The organism is Haloprofundus marisrubri, assembly GCF_001469955.1.
GTDB classification, from domain to species: domain Archaea; phylum Halobacteriota; class Halobacteria; order Halobacteriales; family Haloferacaceae; genus Haloprofundus; species Haloprofundus marisrubri.
On record NZ_LOPU01000018.1, the window covers coordinates 14,699 to 35,332 of the forward strand.

A 20,634-nucleotide genomic window follows, 5' to 3' on the forward strand; every position below is an offset into this window, starting at 1 on the left:
GTCCGCAGTGAACAGTACGCTCGGATTACAGACTGGTATGCCGAGCCATAACATCGAACAGTGCCCACGGCTGCACATAACAAAGGCGGTAGTCCGCTTTGCCGGACGCAATGCCCGACCCTGGTTCGCAGCGAAAGTACGTGCCACTGCTGGTACTGTTAGTCGTCGCGCTGGGCGCGATTGCTATCGGTTCCGGGTTCGCATCCCAGTTCGACGCGGGGTCGCTCGCTCCCGCGAACGACTCGGCGGACGAATCCAGCAGTGACTTCGCCGAAACCGGCGTCGTGACCACAGCACAGAACGAGACGACACCGAACGCCACGAATTCGTCAAATTCGACGGCGTCGTCGACGACACCGACGGGGACGACGACCGAAACGTCAACCGACGGGGCCGATAACGAAAGCACCGAGACCGACGAACAGAGTAGCGATACGTCGGACAACAGCGCCGGTGGGTCCAACGAGAACAACGCCGGAAGTAGCTCGAACAGTAACTCGAACTCCAACTCGAACTCCAATTCAAACTCCAACTCGAACGGGAACAACGGCGGCGGTGGCGGTGGCGGTGGCGCGGGCGACGCGACTACCACGACGAGTTCCCCGACTACGACCGACGCGCCGTCTACGACCGAATCGCCGACTACGACGGAGACCACGTCGACAGCGACAACGACGGCGACGAGTACGCCGACCGAGACGAGTTCGCCCGTCGAAACCGCGACACAGACGCCGACGTCGACCAGCACGCCGACGGAGGTCCTCCCGATAGAGGATATGTCTCCGGACTGTGGTGCACTCGTCGTCACGAACCCCAACGAGTTCGCGGTCGTGTACAGCTATGACATTCCGTCGGCGGGTATCGAGGGGAACATCGAGCTTGGTCCCGGCACATCCGAGACGCTCGTCTTCGACTTGCCTGATGACGGTGTCTACTACGTCGTCACCTCGGCATCGAGAGCCGACACCGGCGAATCGGTGCCAGTCGAAGACGAGTCTACGTCCTCGATTTCCGAGAGCGTCACTGGGTGTGAGTCGCCGACGACGACTGAAGCACCGACGACAACCGAGGCACCACCGACGACCACCTCTGCTCCAACCACCACGTCGGCCCCGACCACCACGGAAGCACCAACCACGACATCGGCTCCAACGACGACGGAAGCGCCGACTACTACGTCAGCGCCAACGACGACGGAAGCTCCGACCACCACATCGGCACCGACAACGACCACAGAGCCGACGACGACCGAGGCACCGACGACCGAGGCACCGACGACCACCTCGGCCCCAACAGAGACTTCCGCGCCGATAGTAACGTCGACACAGACGCCGACCGAGACGACGACGGCGGTCGAAACGACGGCAACGCCGGCTGAGACGACGACCGATGCACCTGTGACGACGAGTGCGCCGACCACGACATCGGCATCGACCGAGACGAGCACGACCGAAGCCGTCACCGAGACTGAGACGACGACCGAAACCCCGGCGACCACCGCGGTGACGTCGACCGAACCGACCACCGTCGAAGACGACAGTACACAAACGGCTGTTGCCGAAACGACGTCGGATACCGCGACGGAGACGGTCGCTTCTACCGAGACGAGCGACCCCACAGAAACCGCCGACCCCATAGAGACGACTGTCGCCGAGACGACCACTGCGAGCGAGGAGACGCCGCTGAGCACGATTTCGGCGACGACATTCCCGAACAATGGGTTCGGGGCCGCGCTGGCTTGTCTGCTCGCGCTGGCCGGATTCTCGGTGCGTCGTCGCCAGCAGTGACGCCTGACGACTGATACTTTCTTTGTCCCCCGGTCGGTGGTGAGCGCATGGACACTCGTCGCGCGCTCTTGGTCGACGCATTCACCACCGAACCGCTCACGGGCAACGCTGCCGGCGTCGTGCCCGACGCGTCCGGTCTCTCGGACGAACAGATGCAGGCGGTCGCCCGCGAACTCTCCGTGAGCGAAACCGCATTTCTCCACCCTTCGGAGAGTGCCGACCGTCGCATTCGGTACTTCACGCCGACACAGGAGGTCGACCTCTGCGGACACGCGACGATTGCGGCGCACGCACACCTCTTCGAAGATGACGTCCTCGACGCCGGGTCGCACACGCTCGAAACGAACGTGGGCGACCTCGACATCGAACTGACCGACGACGGCGTCGTCTGGATGACGCAGGCCGAACCGACGGTCCACCCGGTCGACGTCGACTACGACCGGGCGAGTAACGCACTTGGCGTCCCCGTCGATTCCCTCCGTGCCGTTGCAGACGACCTCCCAGCGGCCGTCGCTTCCACCGGCCTCCCGTTTCTCGTGCTTGGTGTCGACTTCCTCGACGCCGTCGGCGGCGCGACACCCGATATGAGCGCCGTCGCCGAATTGGCCGAGGAGCACGACGCCGCTGGCGTCTACCTGTTCACCTTCGACACCCTCACCGCCGAGGCGACGCTACACGCGCGGATGTTCGCACCCGGTGCGGGCGTTCCTGAAGACCCCGTCACCGGAACGGCGAGCGGCGCGTGTGGGGCGTATCTGCGACACGTCGGCGCGTTCGACACGCTTCCCGACGAGATGCAGTTCGAGCAGGGTGAGTTCCTCGACAGACCGGGTCGCGTCCGCGTCCGCGTCGGCGACTCGGTTCGCGTCGGCGGGCGCGCAGTCACAGCGCTGGATGGCTCTCTGGTCGTTCCGGAACTCGACAGCGACGAGATACTCGAAGTGTAAGAAGGATTCAGCGGTCCGATTCGGCGCCGACTTCGGGCTCGGACCACACGATAGCCGACGAACACCAGTGACAGAACTCCAGTTCCGTGTCCAACGGGTAGCCACAGACCGGACAGGCGTGGTCCGCGCTGGCGGACGCCGCCGGTTTGAGTGCGATTCGGCAGGCGTCGTAGACGCTGAGACCGAGCAGGAACAGAAGCGGCGGATACACGTTCGAGGGGTCGATGCTCATCGAACCGAGCGTCGTCATCGGGTCCGTCGTCATCGCGGACGCCGACAGCGTCGCCGGGTTCAGTGCCAGCAGGAGGGCGATGCCGCTCCCGAGAACGAACAGAAACCAACTGACGCCGCGTCGCCATCGACGGAGATACAGGTGGGCGACACCGGCAATCCCGACGGTGGCGAACATCGTCCCGAGAACGGCGGCGACGAGTGCACGCCGGGGTGTGTCGGTCATGTCCCCAACGTCCAGAGCCACACGACATAAGTTAGTGGGTTTTTGTTGAATTTCTTCTCAAGAGTAAATATAGTATATATGATATTTGGGTGGCCATAGCGACCACTCCCAACGGTCGGGGTACAGGGTTTACAGGAGTTCGACGAGTTCTGCGAGCGTCCGCAAGTCGTACTGACCGGGGGCCGTCGCGTCCTCGGATTTCGGCGGTGCGTAGCCGATTTTCGACCCGTACACCGGCGCGACGGCACGGGTGTGCCGCCCCGGTTCGCCCATCGCCATCGTCGCTACCCGGTGACCGGCCGTCGTCGCCTCGTGAGTCACGGAGAGCAAATCGAGGCTGTCGGAGTGGTCCGTCGCCGTCACGGCCAACTTACCGACGTCACCGGCCTCACAGGCCGCCGACAGCAGACTCCGGAGGTTTCCCATCGTCGGCGTCTTTCGGAAGTTGTGGACCGACGCGACGACGGTGAGGCCGCGTTCTCTGGCCGCAGTCCGGAGCGAGACGGCGCTCGGAACCTTCGGTCCGTGCGGACTCAGTGCGGCGAGTTCCACGTCGACGGCGACGACGGCGTCGTGGTCGAACGTCGCTTCGAGCGTCGTCAGTCGCCCGTCGTCTTCGGCTTCGCCGCCCTCCCAGTCGGCGCGGTTCGTCACCAGCACCGGGAGGTCACCGTCGTAGTCGTCGAGCGATTCGAGCGGGTCTTCGGCGAGGTCCAACCGAAACTCGACGATGTCGGCGTGGTCCCGAACCACGGGCATCGTCGTCACCTCCAAGTCGCCCGTACTGGCCGCCAACGCGAACGAGTCGAACTCCATGCGCTCACACGGGTCGCCGAGAAGCAAAAATGGACCCGTTGCTCGGACAGTCGGGCACGCGCAATCTCCGAACTCAGTTCTCGTAGGGAACGTGCGACGCGCGGTAGCGACGGACGTCGTCGGCGTCGGCCTGCTCGACGGAGCAGACGGTGTAGAACTGGATACGGCGCTCCTGTTTCGTGACGACCGAGAACTCGTAGTTCGTGGCTTGGTGGGCCACTTCGGCGTCGGTTTCGGCGACGAACGTCTCGTGGCGGCCGATTCGCGCTCGGACTCGTCGTCCGGACTGCTCATCGATTCCGTCCACGCGAGCGTCGAACGCGTCGAGTACCGTCTCGTCGAGTTCGTAGCCAACCGAGTCACGGCCGGCGAGCATCGCCGCTACCGTCGTCGTCCCCGTCCCCAAAAACGGGTCCAAGACGGTGTCGCCGTACACTGAGTACATCCGAATCAGTCGCAACGGGAGTTCGAGCGGGAACGCCGCCGAACGCTCCCGTCTGTCGCTGGGTGCGGCGAGCGTCTGGTCGGTGCCGGTGAGCGTCCAGAGGTCCGAGAACCACTCGTTTCGCTCCTCCCAGAAGAACGCGCTCTCGTATCGTCGGTCGTCACCCGCCTCGAACTGGCGTGGGCCGCCCTTGCGGAACACGAGGATGTACTCGTGTTCGAGCGTCACGTACGCGTTCGGCGGCAGCGTGCCCGACCCCATGAACTTCGTCAGTCGGTTCGTCGGCTTCCGCCACAGCACGTCCGGCAGCGGCCTGAGTCCGCGCTCTCGGAACGCCGACACGATTCGGGCGTGATTCGGAAACTGCTGGAACTCGTCACCGACAGAGCGCGTCGCGTCACCGACGTTGATACAGACGACGCCGCCCGGCGCGAGAACGCGAGCGACTTCGTCCCAGACCGCGTCGAGTTGTGCGTGCATACGCTCGAAAGCCGTGTCGCCGTCGCCGGTGTCGAGTGCGTCGGCAACCTTCGGGTCGCGCGACGAGAAGAGGTCGTCCCACAGCGAAATCATCGGATACGGGGGCGAGGTGACGACGAGTTCGACGGACTCCGACTCGACGTCGTCCATCGCGGCGGCATCGGCGAGTCGATGGACGTGTTCTGTCTGCACAGCTTACTTGTGATTTGGTTGTTATGTAGACCTTTGGGTCGCTCGCAGGCGGTGAACCTCTTCGCGCATCTGAGCGCGGTGACGCAATCGGGTTGAACGAACGCACGAGGCGAACCCGACCGGTGAACTCATAGGAATTCGCTACGCTTTCGGACTCGTGTCTCGCTCGATGCGCTCGACGTTCGACCTCTCGACGCTCCGCGTCGACGTCAGAGGAAGCCTCGCGCTCATCGGGAAGATAACCAAGTATCTCTCGGTGCCACTTGCGATTCCGTTGGTGTTCGCGCTATACGAGGGCGTCGACGTGCTTCCGTTCGCCGTCACGCTGGTGCTCGTCGTCGTCGTGGGTGCGCCGCTGGAGCGAATCAGCCCCGACACCGACCCGGGTCCACGAGAAGGCTATCTCATCGTCGCGCTGACGTGGCTCATCCTCCCTGTCGTCGGCGCGATTCCGTTCGTCCTCGCGGGTAACGGCGTCATCGCCGACCCGGTGAACGCGCTGTTCGAGAGCATGAGCGGGACGACGACGACGGGCGCGACGGTCATCGTCGACTTCGACGTCCACTCGCGGCCCATCATGCTGTGGCGGTCGCTCATCCAGTGGATTGGTGGTCTCTCCATCCTCGTCATCGCCGTCGCCGTGCTCTCGGAACTGTCGGTCGGCGGTGCACAACTGATGGAGACGGAGACGGCGACGACGAGTATTCGGAAACTGACGCCCCGAATCGAGGGAACCGCGCGCCTGCTCGGAACGCTGTACCTCGGACTGACCGCGACGGTCGTCGTCGGCCTGTTCGCGCTCAATGTTGTCGGCCTCGCGCCCGAGATGACGCTGTTCGATGCGGTGAACCACGCCTTCACCGGTATCTCTACCAGCGGGTTCTCACCGCGCGCCGACAGCATCGCGGCGTTCTCACCGGTCGCTCAGTGGGCCGTTATCCCGGTGATGTTCGTCGGCGCGACGAACTTCGTCATCATCTACCGCGTCATCCGTGGCCGATACGACGCACCGCTCAGAAGCGAGGAGTTCCGCGTCTACGTCGGCCTCGTCGCCTTCCTCTCGCTACTTCTCGCGGCTCTGCTCGCCGTCGACCCCCAACAACAGTACTCGATAGAGGAGATGCTTCGGCACGCCACGTTCCAAGTGGTCTCCATTCTGACGACGACAGGCTACGCGAGCGCGAACTTCGACCTCTGGTCACCGTCGGCGAAGAACGTGCTCTTTCTCTGTATGTTCTTCGGCGGGATGGTCGGCAGCACGACCTGCTCTATCAAAGTCCTCCGATGGCTCATCATCGTGAAATCCCTCCGTCGGGATATTTTCACGGCCGTTCACCCGAGTGCGGTCCGACCGGTTCGTCTCGACGGCGGTATCGTCAGCGAGGACAGCATCCGGCAGATGTACGCGTACACGATGTTGAACCTCGTCATCTTCGCCTGTGCGACGGTGTTTATCATCGCCGACGCCGCCCGCGTCGGCCTGGCACTCACCGAACTGGAAGCCCTTGGTGCGAGTGCGGCGACGTTTCTCAACATCGGTCCCGGATTCGGCCTCGCGGGGCCGTTCGGCAGCTACGTCGAGTTTCCGGCGACGACGAAGATGGTCATGGTCGTGTTGATGTGGGTCGGCCGTATCGAAGTGATTCCCGTCCTCGTCCTCCTGACGCGGACGTACTGGCGCGACTAAGAGAGAAAACCCGTCTTACGCGACGCCGATGCCGTCTTCGGCTTCGAGCAGTTCGTGGTAGCGGTTGCGGATGGTGACTTCGCTGATGTCGGCCACCTCGGAGACCGCGGCCTGCGTCGTCTTCTCGTTCGTGAGCAGTGCCGCGGCGTAGACGGCGGCGGCCGCGAGGCCCACCGGCGACTTACCCGAGTGGACGCCTTTCTCCTTGGCGTTCTTGAGCAGCTGTCGGGCGCGGTGTTCGGCTTCCTCGGAGAGTCCGAGCGACGAGGCGAACCGGGGGACGTACTGCTCGGGGTCGGCGGGTTTCACTTCGAGTTTGAGTTCACGGACGACGTAGCGGTACGTTCGGGCGACCTCGCTCTTTTCGATACGCGAGACGTCGGCGATTTCGTCGAGGCTGCGGGGAACGCCGGCCATCCGCGCGGCGGCGTAAACGCAGGCGGTGGCGACACCCTCGATGGAGCGACCGGGGAGCAGGTCCTCGCTCAGCGCGCGGCGGTAGATGACCGACGCCGTCTCGCGGACGTTTTTCGGGAGACCGAGTGCGGAGGCCATGCGGTCGATTTCGCCGAGCGCCTGCTTCAGGTTGCGCTCCTTGGAGTCGCGGGTGCGGAAGCGCTCGTTCCACTTGCGGAGACGCTGCATCTTCTGGCGCTGACGCGACCCGAGCGAGTTGCCGTAGGCGTCCTTGTTTCGCCAGTCGATGTTCGTCGACAGTCCCTTGTCGTGCATCGTGTTCGTCGTTGGTGCGCCGACGCGGGATTTCTGGTCTTTCTCGCGGGCGTCGAACGCGCGCCACTCGGGGCCGCGGTCGACGGAGTCCTCGCTGACGACGAGGCCGCAGTCTTCACACAGCGTCTCGCCGTGTTCGGTGTCGGTGACGACGTGCCCGCCGCACTCGGGGCACGCGACCGACTCGTCGCTCTCGGGTTTCTCTTTCTCCTGTTCGTCCGTTCGTCGGGTGTACATCCGTTCGCTCATGGTGTGAGACGGCTACTGCTCCGGGGGTCGAGACGGGCCAAAGAACGTGGGCCGAGCGTCCAGAGCGGTCCTTACCCGTTGCAGGATAGTGTCTTATATAAGTGGTTTGGTGTTGGGCGCGATTCGTGCCGACTCGCCGCTCAGACAGCCATTTGTAAATGAATATCACAACATTAAAATACTACAGATTGCGCCACAGATTTCAGTTCGCAGCACTCACTGCAAGCGATGACCCGACCCGACGCCGACGGCAAGCGCGTGGTGTCGCTCGCTCCAAGTGCGACGGCGACGCTCGACGCGATGGGTGCAAGCGACGGCCTCGTTGGGGCGACGCTGCACTGCGACACCGATGTTCCCGCCGTCGGCGGTTGGCTCAATCCCGACTACGACCACCTCGCGGAACTGGACCCCGAGTTGGTCTGTACGAGCGACGCGCTTCAGCGAGAGGTTCGAGACGAACTTCGAAGTCGCGGCTACCGCGTTCACCACGTCGAACCCGCGACGCTTTCGGACGTACTCGACTCGTTCGCCGAAATCGGCGAGGCTGTCGGCCGTCCGGATGCCGGCGAGGCGCTTCGCGCTGGTGCCGAGGCCCGCCTCGACGCTGTTGCCGACTGTGTCGCTGACCGCGCCGCCGACGAACTCCGACCCGTCGTCTACTGTGAGGAGTGGTCCGACCCGCCGATGGCCGCCGGCAACTGGGTGCCTGACGCCGTCGTCGCCGCCGGAGGGCGATATCCGTTCGTCGAATCGGGCGAACGCTCCCACGAGGTCGACAGGGAAACCGTCGTGTCGGCGGACCCCGACCACGCGATACTCCACGTCTGCGGGCGTGGTGACCGTGTTGACCCCAGCGTTGTCACCGACCGTGATTGGGCAATCGACCCCGAAGTCCACGTCGTCGACGACTCGCTTTTGAACCAACCGAGTCCGCGACTCGTCGACGGCATCGAGACGCTGGCCGACCTGTTACACTGACTCCGAAGGCGACCCGGTGAGAGTGTCGTCGATTCCGATACATCGATAACGGTTCGTCGGGAGTCGGTGGTATGCGAATCGTTGTCGGGAGCGCAAACCCGGTGAAGAAAGCCGCAGTCGAGGCCGTCGTCGGGGACGCGACAGTCGACGCAATCGCCGTCCCCTCTGGCGTCCCCGAGCAACCGCGAGGGCACGCTGAAACCATCGCCGGCGCGCAGACGCGAGCGTGGGAGGCGTTCGACACTGGCGGAGACGAGTCGGCAGTGTACGACTACGGCGTTGGGTTGGAGGGTGGCGTCGCGTCGTTCGACGGCGCAGACGACCTGTATCTGGTGATGTGGGCAGCGGTCACTGACGGTGTCCGTGTCGGACGCGGAGCAGGACCGAGCGTTCGCCTCCCGTCGAGAGTCGCCGTGCGAATCCGCAACGGCGAGGAACTCGGGCCGGTGATGGACGACGTGCTCGGAACGGACGACATCGCCAAGAAAGAGGGTGCGGCGGGTGCGTTGACCGGCGGCCGAATCGACCGTGAGACGGCGCTTTCGACGGCCGTCGCGGGGGCGTTCGGTCCGTTCGTCTCCGAGTTGTACTGACTGGGTCTTTTTCAGTCGGATTCGACCGGTTCGGCTTGTTCGCGTGCGTTGGCGCTCTCCTCGACCGCTTTCGTGAGCGAGACGTTCAGTGACAGCATCGACGCGACGCCGCCGAGGACGGTGACGATGTTCTTCACCGCGTGGTCGAGAATCGCCGCACCGACGGCGACGGGCGCCGAGATGGGACTGAGCGCGACGACGAGGATGGTGAACGCCCCTTCGTAGAGGCCGATACCACCCGGCGACAGCGGAAGCACTTTGGCGAGGTTGCCGACGCTGACCGCGAAGAAACTCACGGCCACGAGCGTCACGAGTGACATCTCGCCGCTCGCACCGAGGGCGACGAGGACGAGAATCGCGGTGACGACGTCGAGCACCCAGATTGCGAGGCTGCTGACACCCACACGGGCGAACGCGTCGCGGCGACCCGCCGTCCGCTGCAGGTCGACGACGAACTGCTCGACGATGCCGGCGACGTGGTCGGCGTACGAGTCCGAGGAGAACCGACCGAGCGCACTCCGGATGAAGTTACGGTCCGAACGTGCGCTGGCGACGATTGCTACCACGGCGAGTATCGCTGCGACGCCGACCCCGGCGGCGACGAACGCTGCTGTACGACCCGCTTGGCGCTCGCTTGCACCGACCTGCCCGGCACCGCTGCCGAGCAGTCCGTCGACGAGTGCGCTCGTGTTGCCGGTGGCGACCAGTCCCAACAGTACCGTTCCGGCGAGAACGGTAATCGTGAGTAAGTCGAACACCCGCTCGGCTGCGAGCGACGCGAATCCGGACGGATACGGGATGTTCCGTCGGGCTTTCACCACGTACGCGCGGACGGCGTCACCGGCGCGTGCGGGAAAGACCAGGTTCCCCGTCTGACTGATGAAGATAGCACCGGTCAGGAATCCGGTCTTCTCGCGGAAGCCGAGTTCCGCGAGGATGTCGCGGTAGCGGAGACCGCGAATCGGCCACGAAACGAGATACACGACGGCCGCCAGTAGTACGAGCGCCGGGTCCGCCGCACCCATGACGTCGAGTACCTCCTGCGGGTCGAGATACACCGTCATGAGCATCAGCGCAACGAGCGTCAGTGCGACACCCGCCGCCATCGTCACCCGACGGTCGATTCGCGGACGAACCGAAAGCTCCCACCAAGTGCGGCCGATTTGGCTACCCATCCCGAAGATGTCGCGGACGAGGTCGACTTTCGTGTCGCCTTTCGGCTCCCAGTCGACGGAGAACTCCGCGACTCGAAGGCCCTTGCGCTGGGCGCGAACCAGCAGTTCGGTGTCCCAGAACCAGTGGTTGTCCTTGATTTCGTCTTTGAGTTGGTAGAACGCCTCGCGGCTCATCGCCTTGAAGCCGCACTGGTGGTCACGGAGTTTCGACCGAAGGAACAGTCGAACCATTCCGTTGTATCCGCGGCTCGGAATACCCCGTTTGAACGGGCGGTCCGCGACGTTCTCGGGCATCCACCGCGACCCGGTCGCGACGTCGTACTCCTCGCTACGAACGCGCTTGACGAGTTCTTCGAGGTGGCGCATGTCGGTGGCGAGGTCGGTGTCGAAGTAGACGAGGGTCTCACCGTTGGCGGCCTCGAAAGCTCGTTCCAACGCGCCCCCACGCCCGAGTCGCTCGTCGGAGTGGAAGTGACGGACTCGGCTGTCTTCGGCGGCCAACTGGTCGGCAATCTCTGGTGTGCGGTCGTCGCACCCGTCCTCCGCGACGATGACCTCGACGGCATCGCTGGGGAGAAACGCTGCAAGTGTCTCAAGCGTGGTCCGCACCGTCCCCTCTATCGTATGTTCCTCGTTGTACGCAGGAAGGACGACGCTGACCTCGACCGGGCGGTCCATTGTCCATCTATGCAGCGAGAGTGGCTAAGAAGCTTCTGACTCTCAGGATACGTGGAATTGTAAACCGAGAGTTCATTCACGATACCCTACTCGCTGTATCGGCCGAAATCGACCGATTTCGGGGCCGTAATGGGAGATTACCGCGGATTTTTGGCCGTAAATACAGCCTTACGTGACCATAGTTTGGGGCATACAGTCACGAAATATTTACTATTAGGCCATCGTACCAGGCCACGCTCAGACCCACCAGTTACGCTCCCTTTACGACTGTAAATCGCAAGACTGCAGCGTGTTAACCTCACGTACCAAATGCCATATTAGTGCCAGTCACCACGCCTGAGATATGAGCGTTACCACGGCCACCGAGCTCAGTGACAAGCAGCAACGGATACTCCGGTACCTCCGGACGAACGCCACCACGCAGACGTACTTCAAATCGCGGCTCATCGCCGACGAACTGGGTCTGAGCGCCAAAGAAGTCGGTGCGAACATGACGGCCATCCTCAACGGTGATTTCGACGTGACGGTCGAAAAGTGGGGCTACTCGTCGGGCACGACGTGGAAAGTCAGCACGTAACGAGTTCACTCCGCTGACATCGGTCCTCCTCCCTCCGGGCACTCGCACGCGACACTCCGGGCAGAGTGTTTTCCTGCGGATATCCTACACGACCACGAGCAGCGATGACTCTGAAAGCAGGCGTTACGCACAGTGGCAAACGAGTGCCACATCCAACAGGGGTCGTTACGCGTCGTAGCCGACGAGTTCGTCCGCGTTGCTCGCAAACGCGATGGTTTCGGCCCCGAAGGAGTCCGCGTAGCGGACCAGTAACATGATGAGCGTCTCGGGCCGTTCGACGGCGAGACTCTGCTCGGTTGCGAGGAGTCCTGCCTCTTCTAACTGCTTTCTGTACGAACTCACCGTCGCCGTCGAGACGTCTGCGGCCTCGGCGAGTTGGACACCGGTCGCGTCGGGGTCGCAAAGCAGTTCGAGCAGCATCTTCCGCGGGGTGTCGCGGCGGAGATACCCGAGTGCGACCTGTTCGAACTCCGAGAACCGTTGTGCCGGGAAGAAACGTCGGTAGTCGCCGTCTCGACGCGAGAGGACGACACCTTCCGAGAGCAGTTTGTCGAGATGGTGCTGCGTCTCGCCGGTGCCGAGACGGAGGTCGTCGCGGACTTTCGAGAAGTGTGCACCGGGGGTCGTCGAGAGGTAGCCGACGATGGCGTCGCGGACGTCGCTGCGCGACTCGCCGTCAGTGTCGTCGAGACGAGCGAACGGAACCGCCGCACCGAGGGCGGCGAACCGGCGGAGCGTCGCTCGTTTCTCTTCGTCTACCCGGTCGGACATCTACCCCAGTTCGGGGAGTGGAGGACAAAAACGCTTCGTTTACTGGAGTTCTCGGTCGAACTCCATCTCTTCTTCGTCCGTTTCGGCCGCGTTCTCGGCGTCGGCGTCTCCGTCTCCATCGGTGGCGGCGCGGCCGTCGTTCGAGGAGCGGTCGCTCTCTTCGATAACCTCGTCGGGGTCTTTGATGTCGGCCTCGTCTTCGGCGTTGGCCTCCTGAATCACTTCGTCGGCGCTCTTGATGTCGCCGGCGTCACCGGCTTTCACGGCTTGTGCCTCCTGTTCGAGCTGTTGGACGTCCATCTCGGCGGCCTGGTCGATTTGGCCGAGAATTTCCTCGATGTCGTCGAGACCCAGCATCTCACGGGTTTCCTCGTCGAAGTCCAAGCTGTCGAGACCCGCCTGCTCCTGCACGTCGCTGCCGGTCAGCTGCTTGCCGTAGCGACCGACGAGCGAGGTGAGCTCCTGCGGGAGGATGAACGTCGTCGACTCGCTGGAACCGATGTCGGCGAGCGTCTCCATGCCTTTGTCGATGACGGCGCGTTCACCCATCGACTCGGCGGATTTCGCGCGAAGAACGGTGGAGATGGCGTCACCCTGGGCTTCGAGAATCTGGCTCTGCTTTTCACCTTGCGCACGGATGATGTTCGACTGTTTCTCACCCTCGGCGCTCTCGACGGCACTGCGCCGTTCACCTTGGGCTTCGAGAATCATTGCACGGCGACGACGCTCGGCGGAGGTCTGCTGCTCCATCGCCTGCTGGACGTCGGCGCTCGGGTTCACTTCACGGACTTCGACCGATTCGACGCGAATCCCCCACTCGTCGGTGGGTTCGTCGAGTTCCTTTCTGATTCGGGCGTTGATTTCCTGACGCTTGTTGAGCGTGTCGTCGAGTTCCATGTCGCCGAGCACGGCGCGGAGCGTCGTCTGCGCGAGGTTCGAGACGGCGGTCTTGTAATCTTCGACCTCGAGGAAGGCCTTCTTCGCGTCCATCACCTTGATGTAGACGACGGCGTCGGCGGTCACGGGCGAGTTGTCGCGCGTGATGGCTTCCTGCCGGGGAACGTCCAACGTCTGCGTACGCATATCGAAGCGGTACGTCCGCGAGACGAACGGTGGGATGAAGTTGATACCCGGTTCGAGCAGTTTGCGGTACTCGCCGAACACCGTCAGCGCACGCTTCTCGTACGCTTGCACGATTTCGACGGACTGGAACACTACGAGGACTGCCAGCAACAGGAATAGCACACCTACGAAGAGGATGGGTATTCCCAGGCCGGTCTGTAACAGGACGGGGTCCATAACTGGCTCTTTGTATGTTTGATTGATAAGGTTTTCCTCAACTTCGCCGGTCTGTCCGTCGAATCGGGGTCGCAGCCGTCTCGGGTTCTCGGGGACTTCTCTCCTGCGGGACCCCCCGCCCCGTCAGACTCGTTCGGTTTCCTCTTCGAACTCGGGTTCGTTCCCCTGTTCGCGTTCACGCTCGATGACCTCGTCGGCGGCCGCTTCCCGTTCTCGCCGGCCTTTCGCCAACTCGCGGTCGATTTCGTCTTCGACGACGTCGAACGACTCGACCATCACGACGTTGCCGCCGCCGGGGTCGACGACCATCACTTCGGTTCCCTCGGGAATCTCGCCGTGGTACGACCGGGCGGCGTAGTACGGGTTGAAGCCGCCGCCGGCGATTTTTATCTGTCCCTCGGACTTCGAGACTCGTTCGGTGACGACGCCGGTCATCCCTTTCAGGGAGTCCGAGTCGGAGGTCTGCGCCGTTCCTTTCCCGCCGTAGAAGTCGAACTCACGGTAGACGTAGAAGGAGAGCGCGCCGAAGACGAGAACGAGCAGTCCCAAGAGGAGTGGACTCGCCAGTGCCGGAACGAAGAGGCCGACGAGACCGGCCGCCAGCAGCGCGATGCCGACGATGATGAAGTTCGCACCGGGAGCCAGCGCTTCCAGAATCGAGAGGGCGAGACCGGACACCACGAGCAACAGCGGGAGGGCGTCGGGGCCGATGTCCAGTTGTAAGAGTACGTGCGCGAGACGCGGGCGTGCCATAGCTGACCTAAGTACGTTGGATGATTAACGCTTCGGCTCTGGATTACAGTACCGTGAAGATGAACACGAGCGTCCCGAGGACGCCGACGAGCACGAAGAAACTGTTCTCCAGTGACGGCGACTCCGGTTCCAGCGGTGGGAGTTCACGTCGTTCCGGGCGTGGTTCCGCCGTCGCGTCGGTTTCTTCGGAATCTTCGGCGTCCTCGCCGACTTCGTCGACACCGAAGCGCCACTCGGACTCCTCGGTGGTGTCGTCGGCGTCGGCTGTCTCACCGTCGTCTCGCCCCCCGGTGTGAGAATCGCGCATACAAGACGTAGGAAGCGGTCGCTGAAATGTCTGCCGCCGGCCGAACGCGACGGCTCGACTACCGATACTGAACAGTGTCGGCTATCGTTTCGCTTCGTGGCGGATGACGTTGCCGTCGTAAACGATGCCTCGCTCGGCGTCGAGCGTGACGAGCGTGCCGTCGTCGACTTCCTCGGGCAGCGATGCACCACTTATCATCGGGATGTCGATTTCGCGGGCGACGAGCGCCGGGTAGCCGGTCATCCCTTCGCGTGCGTCGACGATACCGCCGAGTCGGTTCACGTCGCCGGTGAACTCGCCGTCGAACTCGGTGTCGAGCGCCAGCAGCGCCCCGTCGGGAATCTCCGAGAGGTCGCCGTCCGTCGAGCGGACGACGGGGCCGGCGACGCGCCCGCCGACGACGCTCCGACCGGTCGTGATGGCCTCGGCGGCGACGTGGACTTTGAGCATGTTCGTCGTGTTCGTCTCCTCGAGTTCGGTCATCATCCCCGAGAGGACGACGAGCGTGTCACCGCTCTCTGCGACACCTGCCTCCAACGCCGCGTTGACGCCGCCTTGCATCACTTCTTCGGCGCTTTCGCGGTAGTCGGTGTACTGGGCGTCGACGCCCCACGACAGCGACAGTTGTCGGCGGACGCGGTCGTTCGGCGTCGTGGCGATGACCGGCACGCCGGGGCGGAACTTCGCGGTTTTGCGGGCCGTGTACCCGGATTCGGAGGCGGCGACGATGGCCGCCGCGCCGATGTCGCGGGCGAGATACCGCGCCGAGCGAGCGAGCGCTTCGGTGCGCGACTCCTCCGTGGCCATCGGAACGCGCTGTTCTTGGCTCTCCTCGTACTCCTCGCTGCCTTCGACTTCGCGGACGATGCGGTCCATCGTCTCGACGACGCGAACCGGGTGGTCGCCGATGGCCGTCTCGCCCGAGAGCATCACGGCGTCGGTGCCGTCGAGGACGGCGTTGGCCACGTCGGAGGCTTCCGCGCGGGTCGGCCGCCGAGCGTGGACCATCGAATCGAGCATCTCCGTTGCCGTGATGACGGGGACGCCCGCGGTCTGACACTTGCGGATGATGCGCTTCTGTATCATCGGCACGTCTTCGAGCGGACACTCGACGCCGAGGTCACCACGGGCGACCATCACGCCGTAGGCGGCGTCGATGATGCCGTCGAGGTTGTCGACTGCGCCCGCGCGTTCGATTTTGGCGATGACGGGAATGTCGCCGCCGGCCTCCTCGATAGCGTCGCTGATGGCGTACACGTCGGAGGCGTCGCGGACGAAACTCGCGGCGACGAAGTCGGCGTCCTTGTCGGCGGCGAGTTGGATGTCTTGGTAGTCGCGGTCGGTGATGAGGTCGATGTCGAGGTCGACGCCCGGGACGTTCACACCCTTCCGACCGCCGAGTTCGCCGCCGGAGTCGATGTGAGCGACGACGCCGTCGTCGACGACGCGTTCGACCGTCGCTTCGATGCGGCCGTCGTCCAAGAGGATGGTGTCGCCCGGTTCGGCGGCGTCGATAGGAAGCGAGAGACCAACTTTCTCGGGTGTCGCGGTGTCGCCTTCGAAGAAGTGTACCTCGGAGTCGGTTTCCAACGTAATCGGGTCGTCCAGTGGGGCGGTGCGAACTTCGGGTCCTTGCAGGTCGACCATCGCCGCGAGCGGGTCTGCGGTCGCTTCGTCGACGGCTTGAATGCGGTCGACGACCGTCGCCCGGTGGTCCGTCGTTCCGTGACTCGCGTTTAGACGCGCGACGGACATGCCCGCGTCGGCGAGTCCCCGAATCGTTCCTCGGTCGTCCGACGCCGGACCCAGCGTGCAGACGATTTTGGCGTTTCTCATACGGTGCGATACACCCGTGTGGCTAAAAATACCGACGATGAACTCGTCGCCGAGTGAACGATTGTGAAGAATCGTCGACCGCGTTCTCGCCGGGTCGACCCCAAGCTTTTCGTCCCAAACTGAGCTATAAACCCCGCGCCGTCGTACGGTTAGGTGCATGGAGCACATCACCGAGGAGTTGGTGGGACGTGCGGTCGTCACACCCGACGGTGCCGAAGTCGGCAAAGTGACTGCGGTCGAAGACGACAAAGCCATCGTCGACGCCGAAACCGGTGTCGCCGCGGAGATGGCCGACTCCGTCGCGCCCGGCGACGACCGCCTCGCCATCGAAGCAAACCAGATTGCGGCCGTTACGGACGACAACGTCCAACTGGTCGAGGAGTTCCGGAAAGAGAGCTAACCGAGTCGGCCGGTCACACATATTTATTGTCAGTGTCCGAAAACTATCGGACGATGTCCGAACACGCCTCGCTTCCGATTCCCTCCGGTAACCGTATCGAACGAGCGCTCGCGCTTGCACTGCTCTCGCTTGTGAGTTTGTACGCCATCGGCAGCATCGTCCCCGTTTCGACGCTCGACACGATTGGCGTCGTCGCCGTCCACCTCGCCGTCGTGGTCGGATGCCTCCTGACAGCTACCGTTTTGTTCCGAACTGCTACCGGACGACTCGCTGGCCGCTCGTCCGCTAAGCGTCTGCGCCAGTTCGCCACCGGCGCGGCTACTGTCGTATTCGGTTCGTTCACCGTAGCGTTCGTCCTCTCGGAGTTTTCCGCCCCGAGTGTGGTCGTCAGGTCACTGCTCGCTATCACACTCGGCGCACTGCTCGTACTCGCCGGTGTAGTCGCTCGGCGCGGATAATCGACGCATCGAGAGAAGACGGGTCGCTGTTGCGATTACCGCACTTTCGTGCCCGGTTCCGAATCGCCGTGGGTCGTCAGGATGTCGGCCTGTTCGCCCGCGGCCAGCAACATCCCGTTGGATTCGACGCCGAACAGTTCGGCTTTTTCGAGGTTGGCGACGACGACGACGCGCTTTCCAGCTAACTCGTCGAGGTCGTGTAGCTGTTTGATACCCGCGACGATTTGGCGGACTTCGTGGCCGATATCCACTTCGACTTTCGCCAGTTTGTCCGCGCCCTCGACGCCTTCTGCGGAGACGATTTCGCCGACGCGAAGGTCGAGCGCTTGGAACTCGTCGAAGCTGATTCTATCCTCCGAGATGGGTTCGAGGTCGCTCACGTCCGACTGAGCGGTCGCTTCCTTCTCGTCGCTTTCGGTTTCTTCGTCTCCGTCGTCCGCCGTCGCTTCCGCGACGCGTTCGTCGAGTTTCTCGTTCAGTTCCTCGACGCGGTCGTCTTCGATTTTCTCGAACAGTTCGGTCGGTTCGTCGAACGACGCCGGCGGCGCGTCGAGCGCCGCGTGAATTTCTACATCGTGGACCGAGCCTTCCTCACCGAGAGCGTCCCAGAGCCGTTCGGCTTTGCCGGGTGCGACCGGTTCGAAGAGCACGGCGACGGCTTTGGCGATTTGGACGCAGTCGCGGATGACCTGCGCTGCCTTCTCGGGTTCTTCGTCGGTGAGTTTCCACGGTTCGTTGCGCTGGATGTACTCGTTGCCGAAGCGCGCGAGTTCGACGGTTGCGAGGCCCGCTTTCCGGATGGAGTAGTCGTTGACGGCCTCGCCGAAGTCCCGAATCGCACCTTCGATTCGGCTCTGGACCTCCTCGGAGACGTCCGCTTCGGGCGTTCCCTCGTAGTTTCGATACGCAAAGAGGAGCGACCGGTAGAGGAAGTTGCCGACGGTGCCGACGAGTTCGCCGTTGACGCGCTCTTGGAACTTCGACCACGAGAAGTCGACGTCCTGTTGGAACCCGCCGTTGGTGGCGAGATAGTATCGGAGCAGGTCGGGGTCGAAGCCCTCGGCGAGATACTCGTCGGCCCAAACTGCTCTGTTGCGGGAGGTAGAGAAGCCTTTGCCGCCGAGCGTGACGAATCCGCTCGCCATGACGGCGCGCGGTTCCTCGTAGTCGACGCCGCGGAGCATCGCGGGCCAGAAGACGGTGTGGTGCTGGATGATGTCGCGGCCGATGACGTGGACGATGTCGCCGTTGTCCTGCCACACTTCCTCCCAGTCGTACTCGTCTGCACCGACGCGCTCTGTGTACTGCTTCGTCGAGGAGACGTACTCGATAGGGGCGTCGACCCAGACGTAGAGCACCAACTCTTCGGTTCCGTCGCCTTCCTCGCTGGGGTAGTCGATACCCCAGTCCATGTCGCGGGTGATACACCAGTCCTGCAGTTCGCCCTCTATCCACTCTCTGGGCTGGTTCTGCGCGTTCGAGGTGCCTTCGAGACGGTCGATGAACTCTTGGAGATACTCTTGGAACTCCGAGACGCGGAAGAACTTGTGCGTCCGCTCGCGGTACTCGGCGGGGTTACCCGTGATGGTGCTGACGGGGTCGACGATTTCGCCGGGTTCGAGGTGGCGCTGACAGCCCTCGTCGCACTCGTCGCCGCGGGCTTTCGCTCCGCAGTAGGGGCACTCGCCTTCGACGTAGCGGTCCGGGAGGTACTGGTCCTCGTCGGGGGCGTACGCGACCATGATGGTCTTCTCGTAGACGTGGCCGTTCTCGTCGAGGGTGCGGACGAACTCCGTCGTCAACTCGGTGTTCGTCTCGTCGTGGGTGTGACCGTAGTTGTCGAACTCGACGTTGAACTTCGGGAACGTCTCCTCGTAGGTCTCGTGCCAGTCGAGAGCGAACTCTTCGGGGGTGACGCCCTCCTTCTCGGCGTTGACGGCGACGGGGGTGCCGTGCATGTCCGACCCGCTGACGAACGCGGTCTCTTGGCCCAGTTTTTCGAGGGCGCGCGAGTAAACGTCGCCGCCGACGTACGTTCTGAGGTGGCCGACGTGCAGGTCGCCGTTTGCGTACGGCAACCCACAGGTCACCACCGCTGGTCGGTCCGTGGGGAACTGCTCGTGACTCATCTTGTCTGTGGTATCGTGAATGCGGGCCTAAAGCCCGCTGGTTCGTGGTAATCGACTCCGGTACACTCCTTTTCGGGCGACGCAAGGTGTGGCGTCGCTCGTCGGAGCGAATCGAGAATCCGAGTTTCGCAGTGAACGCCCGTCGAGTCGCGTTACCGACCGACGGTCGAACTGACAGGTCCACCCGGCGCTACAAGGGGCGCATGCGCATCGTGGAACTGTCACTGGTGTAAGCGCCAGCGACGTGAGCCTGTCGGGTCACAGTGGGTAGAAAGCGTCGAATCCGTTTAGTTCTCTCGCTCACAGCAGCGTGGCGGCCCCGTGGAAGAACGCCAGCGTCACGAGCAGTCGACCCGCGCTGCCGACGAACGTCGCGCCCGCGAACTTCAGGTAATCTTCCTCCAGTATCGAGAAGGCGTATATCGACAGCGTGTCCGGGAAAAAGGGGACACAGAGCGCGATGGCGAGGCCACCGTACCCCCACTTGCGAGCGATGTTCATCGTCTGCTTCTCGGACCACGCGACGATGTCGACCGGCGAGCGCCGAAGCCATCGCATGACGATACCCGAATCTTTCGCCTCTTGGCCGATGTGGAACGCGAAGACGCTCCCGAGAGCCTTCCCGGTAGCGCTGACGAGAATGATGACCGTCATCCGTCCGGCGTAATCGAGGCCGAGGTTCAGCGGTGCGGCGAGAACCACTTCGCTGACACCCGGGAGCGCGAACGCGATGAGAAACGAGTAGACGAAGATGATGACGAGGCCGAGCCATCCGGTGGCGTGTTCGACGGCGCGCTCCATCCACGAGAAATCCAGCCAAGCGGCGAGAGCGAGGTCGAACGCGGGGAGCAGCGCAGTCACATCTGCATCTGGAAAGTGCGGCGTTGT

The 20,634-nt window shown here is 63.4% G+C and carries 22 protein-coding genes; 8 read left to right on the plus strand and 14 right to left on the minus strand.

Annotation, left to right across the window (positions count from 1 at the left end):
- Positions 1-25: 25 nt before the first annotated feature.
- Both AUR64_RS20425 and AUR64_RS20430 read right to left on the minus strand, forming a co-directional pair.
- Positions 26-748: a hypothetical protein gene (locus tag AUR64_RS20425; protein ID WP_058581006.1), complete on the minus strand. Its 723-nt coding sequence runs from the start codon at positions 746-748 to the stop codon at positions 26-28.
- 186 nt (positions 749-934) lie between these two features.
- Positions 935-1,525, minus strand: coding sequence for a hypothetical protein (locus AUR64_RS20430; RefSeq protein ID WP_058581007.1), 591 nt, complete (start codon positions 1,523-1,525; stop codon positions 935-937).
- On the opposite strand from AUR64_RS20430, the gene AUR64_RS20735 reads away from it, so the two are divergent.
- Together AUR64_RS20735 and AUR64_RS05775 are read left to right on the plus strand one after the other, a co-directional pair.
- A complete protein-coding gene (locus AUR64_RS20735; RefSeq protein ID WP_058581008.1) occupies positions 1,503-1,787 on the plus strand; it encodes a hypothetical protein in 285 nt (94 codons plus the stop codon). The genes AUR64_RS20430 and AUR64_RS20735 overlap by 23 nt on opposite strands.
- A 47-nt stretch (positions 1,788-1,834) precedes the next feature.
- Entirely contained in the window at positions 1,835-2,734 is a 900-nt protein-coding gene (locus AUR64_RS05775; protein WP_058581009.1) for a PhzF family phenazine biosynthesis protein, read from the plus strand.
- A gap of 7 nt (positions 2,735-2,741) precedes the next feature.
- On the opposite strand, the gene AUR64_RS05780 is transcribed toward AUR64_RS05775, so the two are convergent.
- The 3 genes from AUR64_RS05780 to AUR64_RS05790 form a co-directional block, all read right to left on the minus strand.
- Entirely contained in the window at positions 2,742-3,191 is a 450-nt protein-coding gene (locus AUR64_RS05780; RefSeq protein WP_058581010.1) for a zinc ribbon domain-containing protein, read from the minus strand.
- A 129-nt stretch (positions 3,192-3,320) separates the two neighbouring features.
- Complete coding sequence (locus tag AUR64_RS05785; protein ID WP_058581011.1) at positions 3,321-4,007, minus strand: type I 3-dehydroquinate dehydratase; 687 nt, start codon at positions 4,005-4,007, stop codon at positions 3,321-3,323.
- A gap of 73 nt (positions 4,008-4,080) precedes the next feature.
- Positions 4,081-5,124, minus strand: a complete 1,044-nt coding sequence (locus AUR64_RS05790; protein WP_058581012.1) for a DNA-methyltransferase — start codon at positions 5,122-5,124, stop codon at positions 4,081-4,083.
- A 169-nt stretch (positions 5,125-5,293) separates the two neighbouring features.
- On the opposite strand from AUR64_RS05790, the gene AUR64_RS05795 reads away from it, so the two are divergent.
- Entirely contained in the window at positions 5,294-6,811 is a 1,518-nt protein-coding gene (locus tag AUR64_RS05795; RefSeq protein ID WP_058581013.1) for a TrkH family potassium uptake protein, read from the plus strand.
- 15 nt (positions 6,812-6,826) lie between these two features.
- Here the strand turns inward: AUR64_RS05795 and AUR64_RS05800 are convergent, their stop codons facing one another.
- Positions 6,827-7,792 (minus strand): transcription initiation factor IIB, encoded by a 966-nt coding sequence (locus AUR64_RS05800; protein WP_058581014.1) that lies wholly within the window; start codon positions 7,790-7,792, stop codon positions 6,827-6,829.
- 228 nt (positions 7,793-8,020) lie between these two features.
- On the opposite strand from AUR64_RS05800, the gene AUR64_RS05805 reads away from it, so the two are divergent.
- Positions 8,021-8,770, plus strand: a complete 750-nt coding sequence (locus AUR64_RS05805; RefSeq protein ID WP_058581015.1) for a helical backbone metal receptor — start codon at positions 8,021-8,023, stop codon at positions 8,768-8,770.
- A 71-nt stretch (positions 8,771-8,841) separates the two neighbouring features.
- Positions 8,842-9,363 (plus strand): DUF84 family protein, encoded by a 522-nt coding sequence (locus AUR64_RS05810; RefSeq protein WP_058581016.1) that lies wholly within the window; start codon positions 8,842-8,844, stop codon positions 9,361-9,363.
- An 11-nt stretch (positions 9,364-9,374) separates the two neighbouring features.
- On the opposite strand, the gene AUR64_RS05815 is transcribed toward AUR64_RS05810, so the two are convergent.
- Positions 9,375-11,216, minus strand: a complete 1,842-nt coding sequence (locus AUR64_RS05815; protein WP_058581017.1) for a flippase-like domain-containing protein — start codon at positions 11,214-11,216, stop codon at positions 9,375-9,377.
- 343 nt (positions 11,217-11,559) lie between these two features.
- On the opposite strand from AUR64_RS05815, the gene AUR64_RS05820 reads away from it, so the two are divergent.
- Positions 11,560-11,793 carry a DUF7123 family protein gene (locus tag AUR64_RS05820; protein WP_058581018.1) on the plus strand — a complete coding sequence of 78 codons (234 nt, stop codon included), beginning with the start codon at positions 11,560-11,562 and terminating at the stop codon, positions 11,791-11,793.
- Between the two features lie 165 nt (positions 11,794-11,958).
- Here the strand turns inward: AUR64_RS05820 and AUR64_RS05825 are convergent, their stop codons facing one another.
- The 5 genes from AUR64_RS05825 to pyk form a co-directional block, all read right to left on the minus strand.
- Positions 11,959-12,564 (minus strand): winged helix-turn-helix transcriptional regulator, encoded by a 606-nt coding sequence (locus tag AUR64_RS05825; RefSeq protein WP_058581019.1) that lies wholly within the window; start codon positions 12,562-12,564, stop codon positions 11,959-11,961.
- Positions 12,565-12,603: 39 nt separating this feature from the next.
- On the minus strand, positions 12,604-13,863 hold the full coding sequence (locus tag AUR64_RS05830; RefSeq protein WP_058581020.1) for an SPFH domain-containing protein: 1,260 nt from the start codon (positions 13,861-13,863) through the stop codon (positions 12,604-12,606).
- A gap of 123 nt (positions 13,864-13,986) precedes the next feature.
- Entirely contained in the window at positions 13,987-14,616 is a 630-nt protein-coding gene (locus AUR64_RS05835; protein WP_058581021.1) for an NfeD family protein, read from the minus strand.
- A gap of 43 nt (positions 14,617-14,659) precedes the next feature.
- Positions 14,660-14,923, minus strand: coding sequence for a DUF7312 domain-containing protein (locus AUR64_RS05840; RefSeq protein ID WP_071391223.1), 264 nt, complete (start codon positions 14,921-14,923; stop codon positions 14,660-14,662).
- Positions 14,924-15,004: 81 nt separating this feature from the next.
- On the minus strand, positions 15,005-16,759 hold the full coding sequence (gene pyk / locus AUR64_RS05845; protein ID WP_058581022.1) for a pyruvate kinase: 1,755 nt from the start codon (positions 16,757-16,759) through the stop codon (positions 15,005-15,007).
- Positions 16,760-16,916: 157 nt separating this feature from the next.
- Here pyk and AUR64_RS05850 point away from each other — a divergent pair, with 157 nt between their 5' ends.
- Both AUR64_RS05850 and AUR64_RS05855 read left to right on the plus strand, forming a co-directional pair.
- Positions 16,917-17,159, plus strand: coding sequence for a PRC-barrel domain-containing protein (locus tag AUR64_RS05850; RefSeq protein WP_058581023.1), 243 nt, complete (start codon positions 16,917-16,919; stop codon positions 17,157-17,159).
- A 53-nt stretch (positions 17,160-17,212) separates the two neighbouring features.
- Positions 17,213-17,617 (plus strand): hypothetical protein, encoded by a 405-nt coding sequence (locus tag AUR64_RS05855; protein WP_058581024.1) that lies wholly within the window; start codon positions 17,213-17,215, stop codon positions 17,615-17,617.
- Positions 17,618-17,652: 35 nt separating this feature from the next.
- Here AUR64_RS05855 and metG read toward each other — a convergent pair whose 3' ends face one another.
- Together metG and AUR64_RS05865 are read right to left on the minus strand one after the other, a co-directional pair.
- The gene (gene metG, locus AUR64_RS05860) at positions 17,653-19,746 is read right to left on the minus strand and encodes a methionine--tRNA ligase (RefSeq protein WP_058581025.1); all 2,094 of its coding nucleotides are present in this window, start codon (positions 19,744-19,746) and stop codon (positions 17,653-17,655) included.
- 300 nt (positions 19,747-20,046) lie between these two features.
- Positions 20,047-20,547, minus strand: a complete 501-nt coding sequence (locus tag AUR64_RS05865) for a YqaA family protein (protein WP_082230689.1) — start codon at positions 20,545-20,547, stop codon at positions 20,047-20,049.
- Positions 20,548-20,634: the final 87 nt, after the last annotated feature.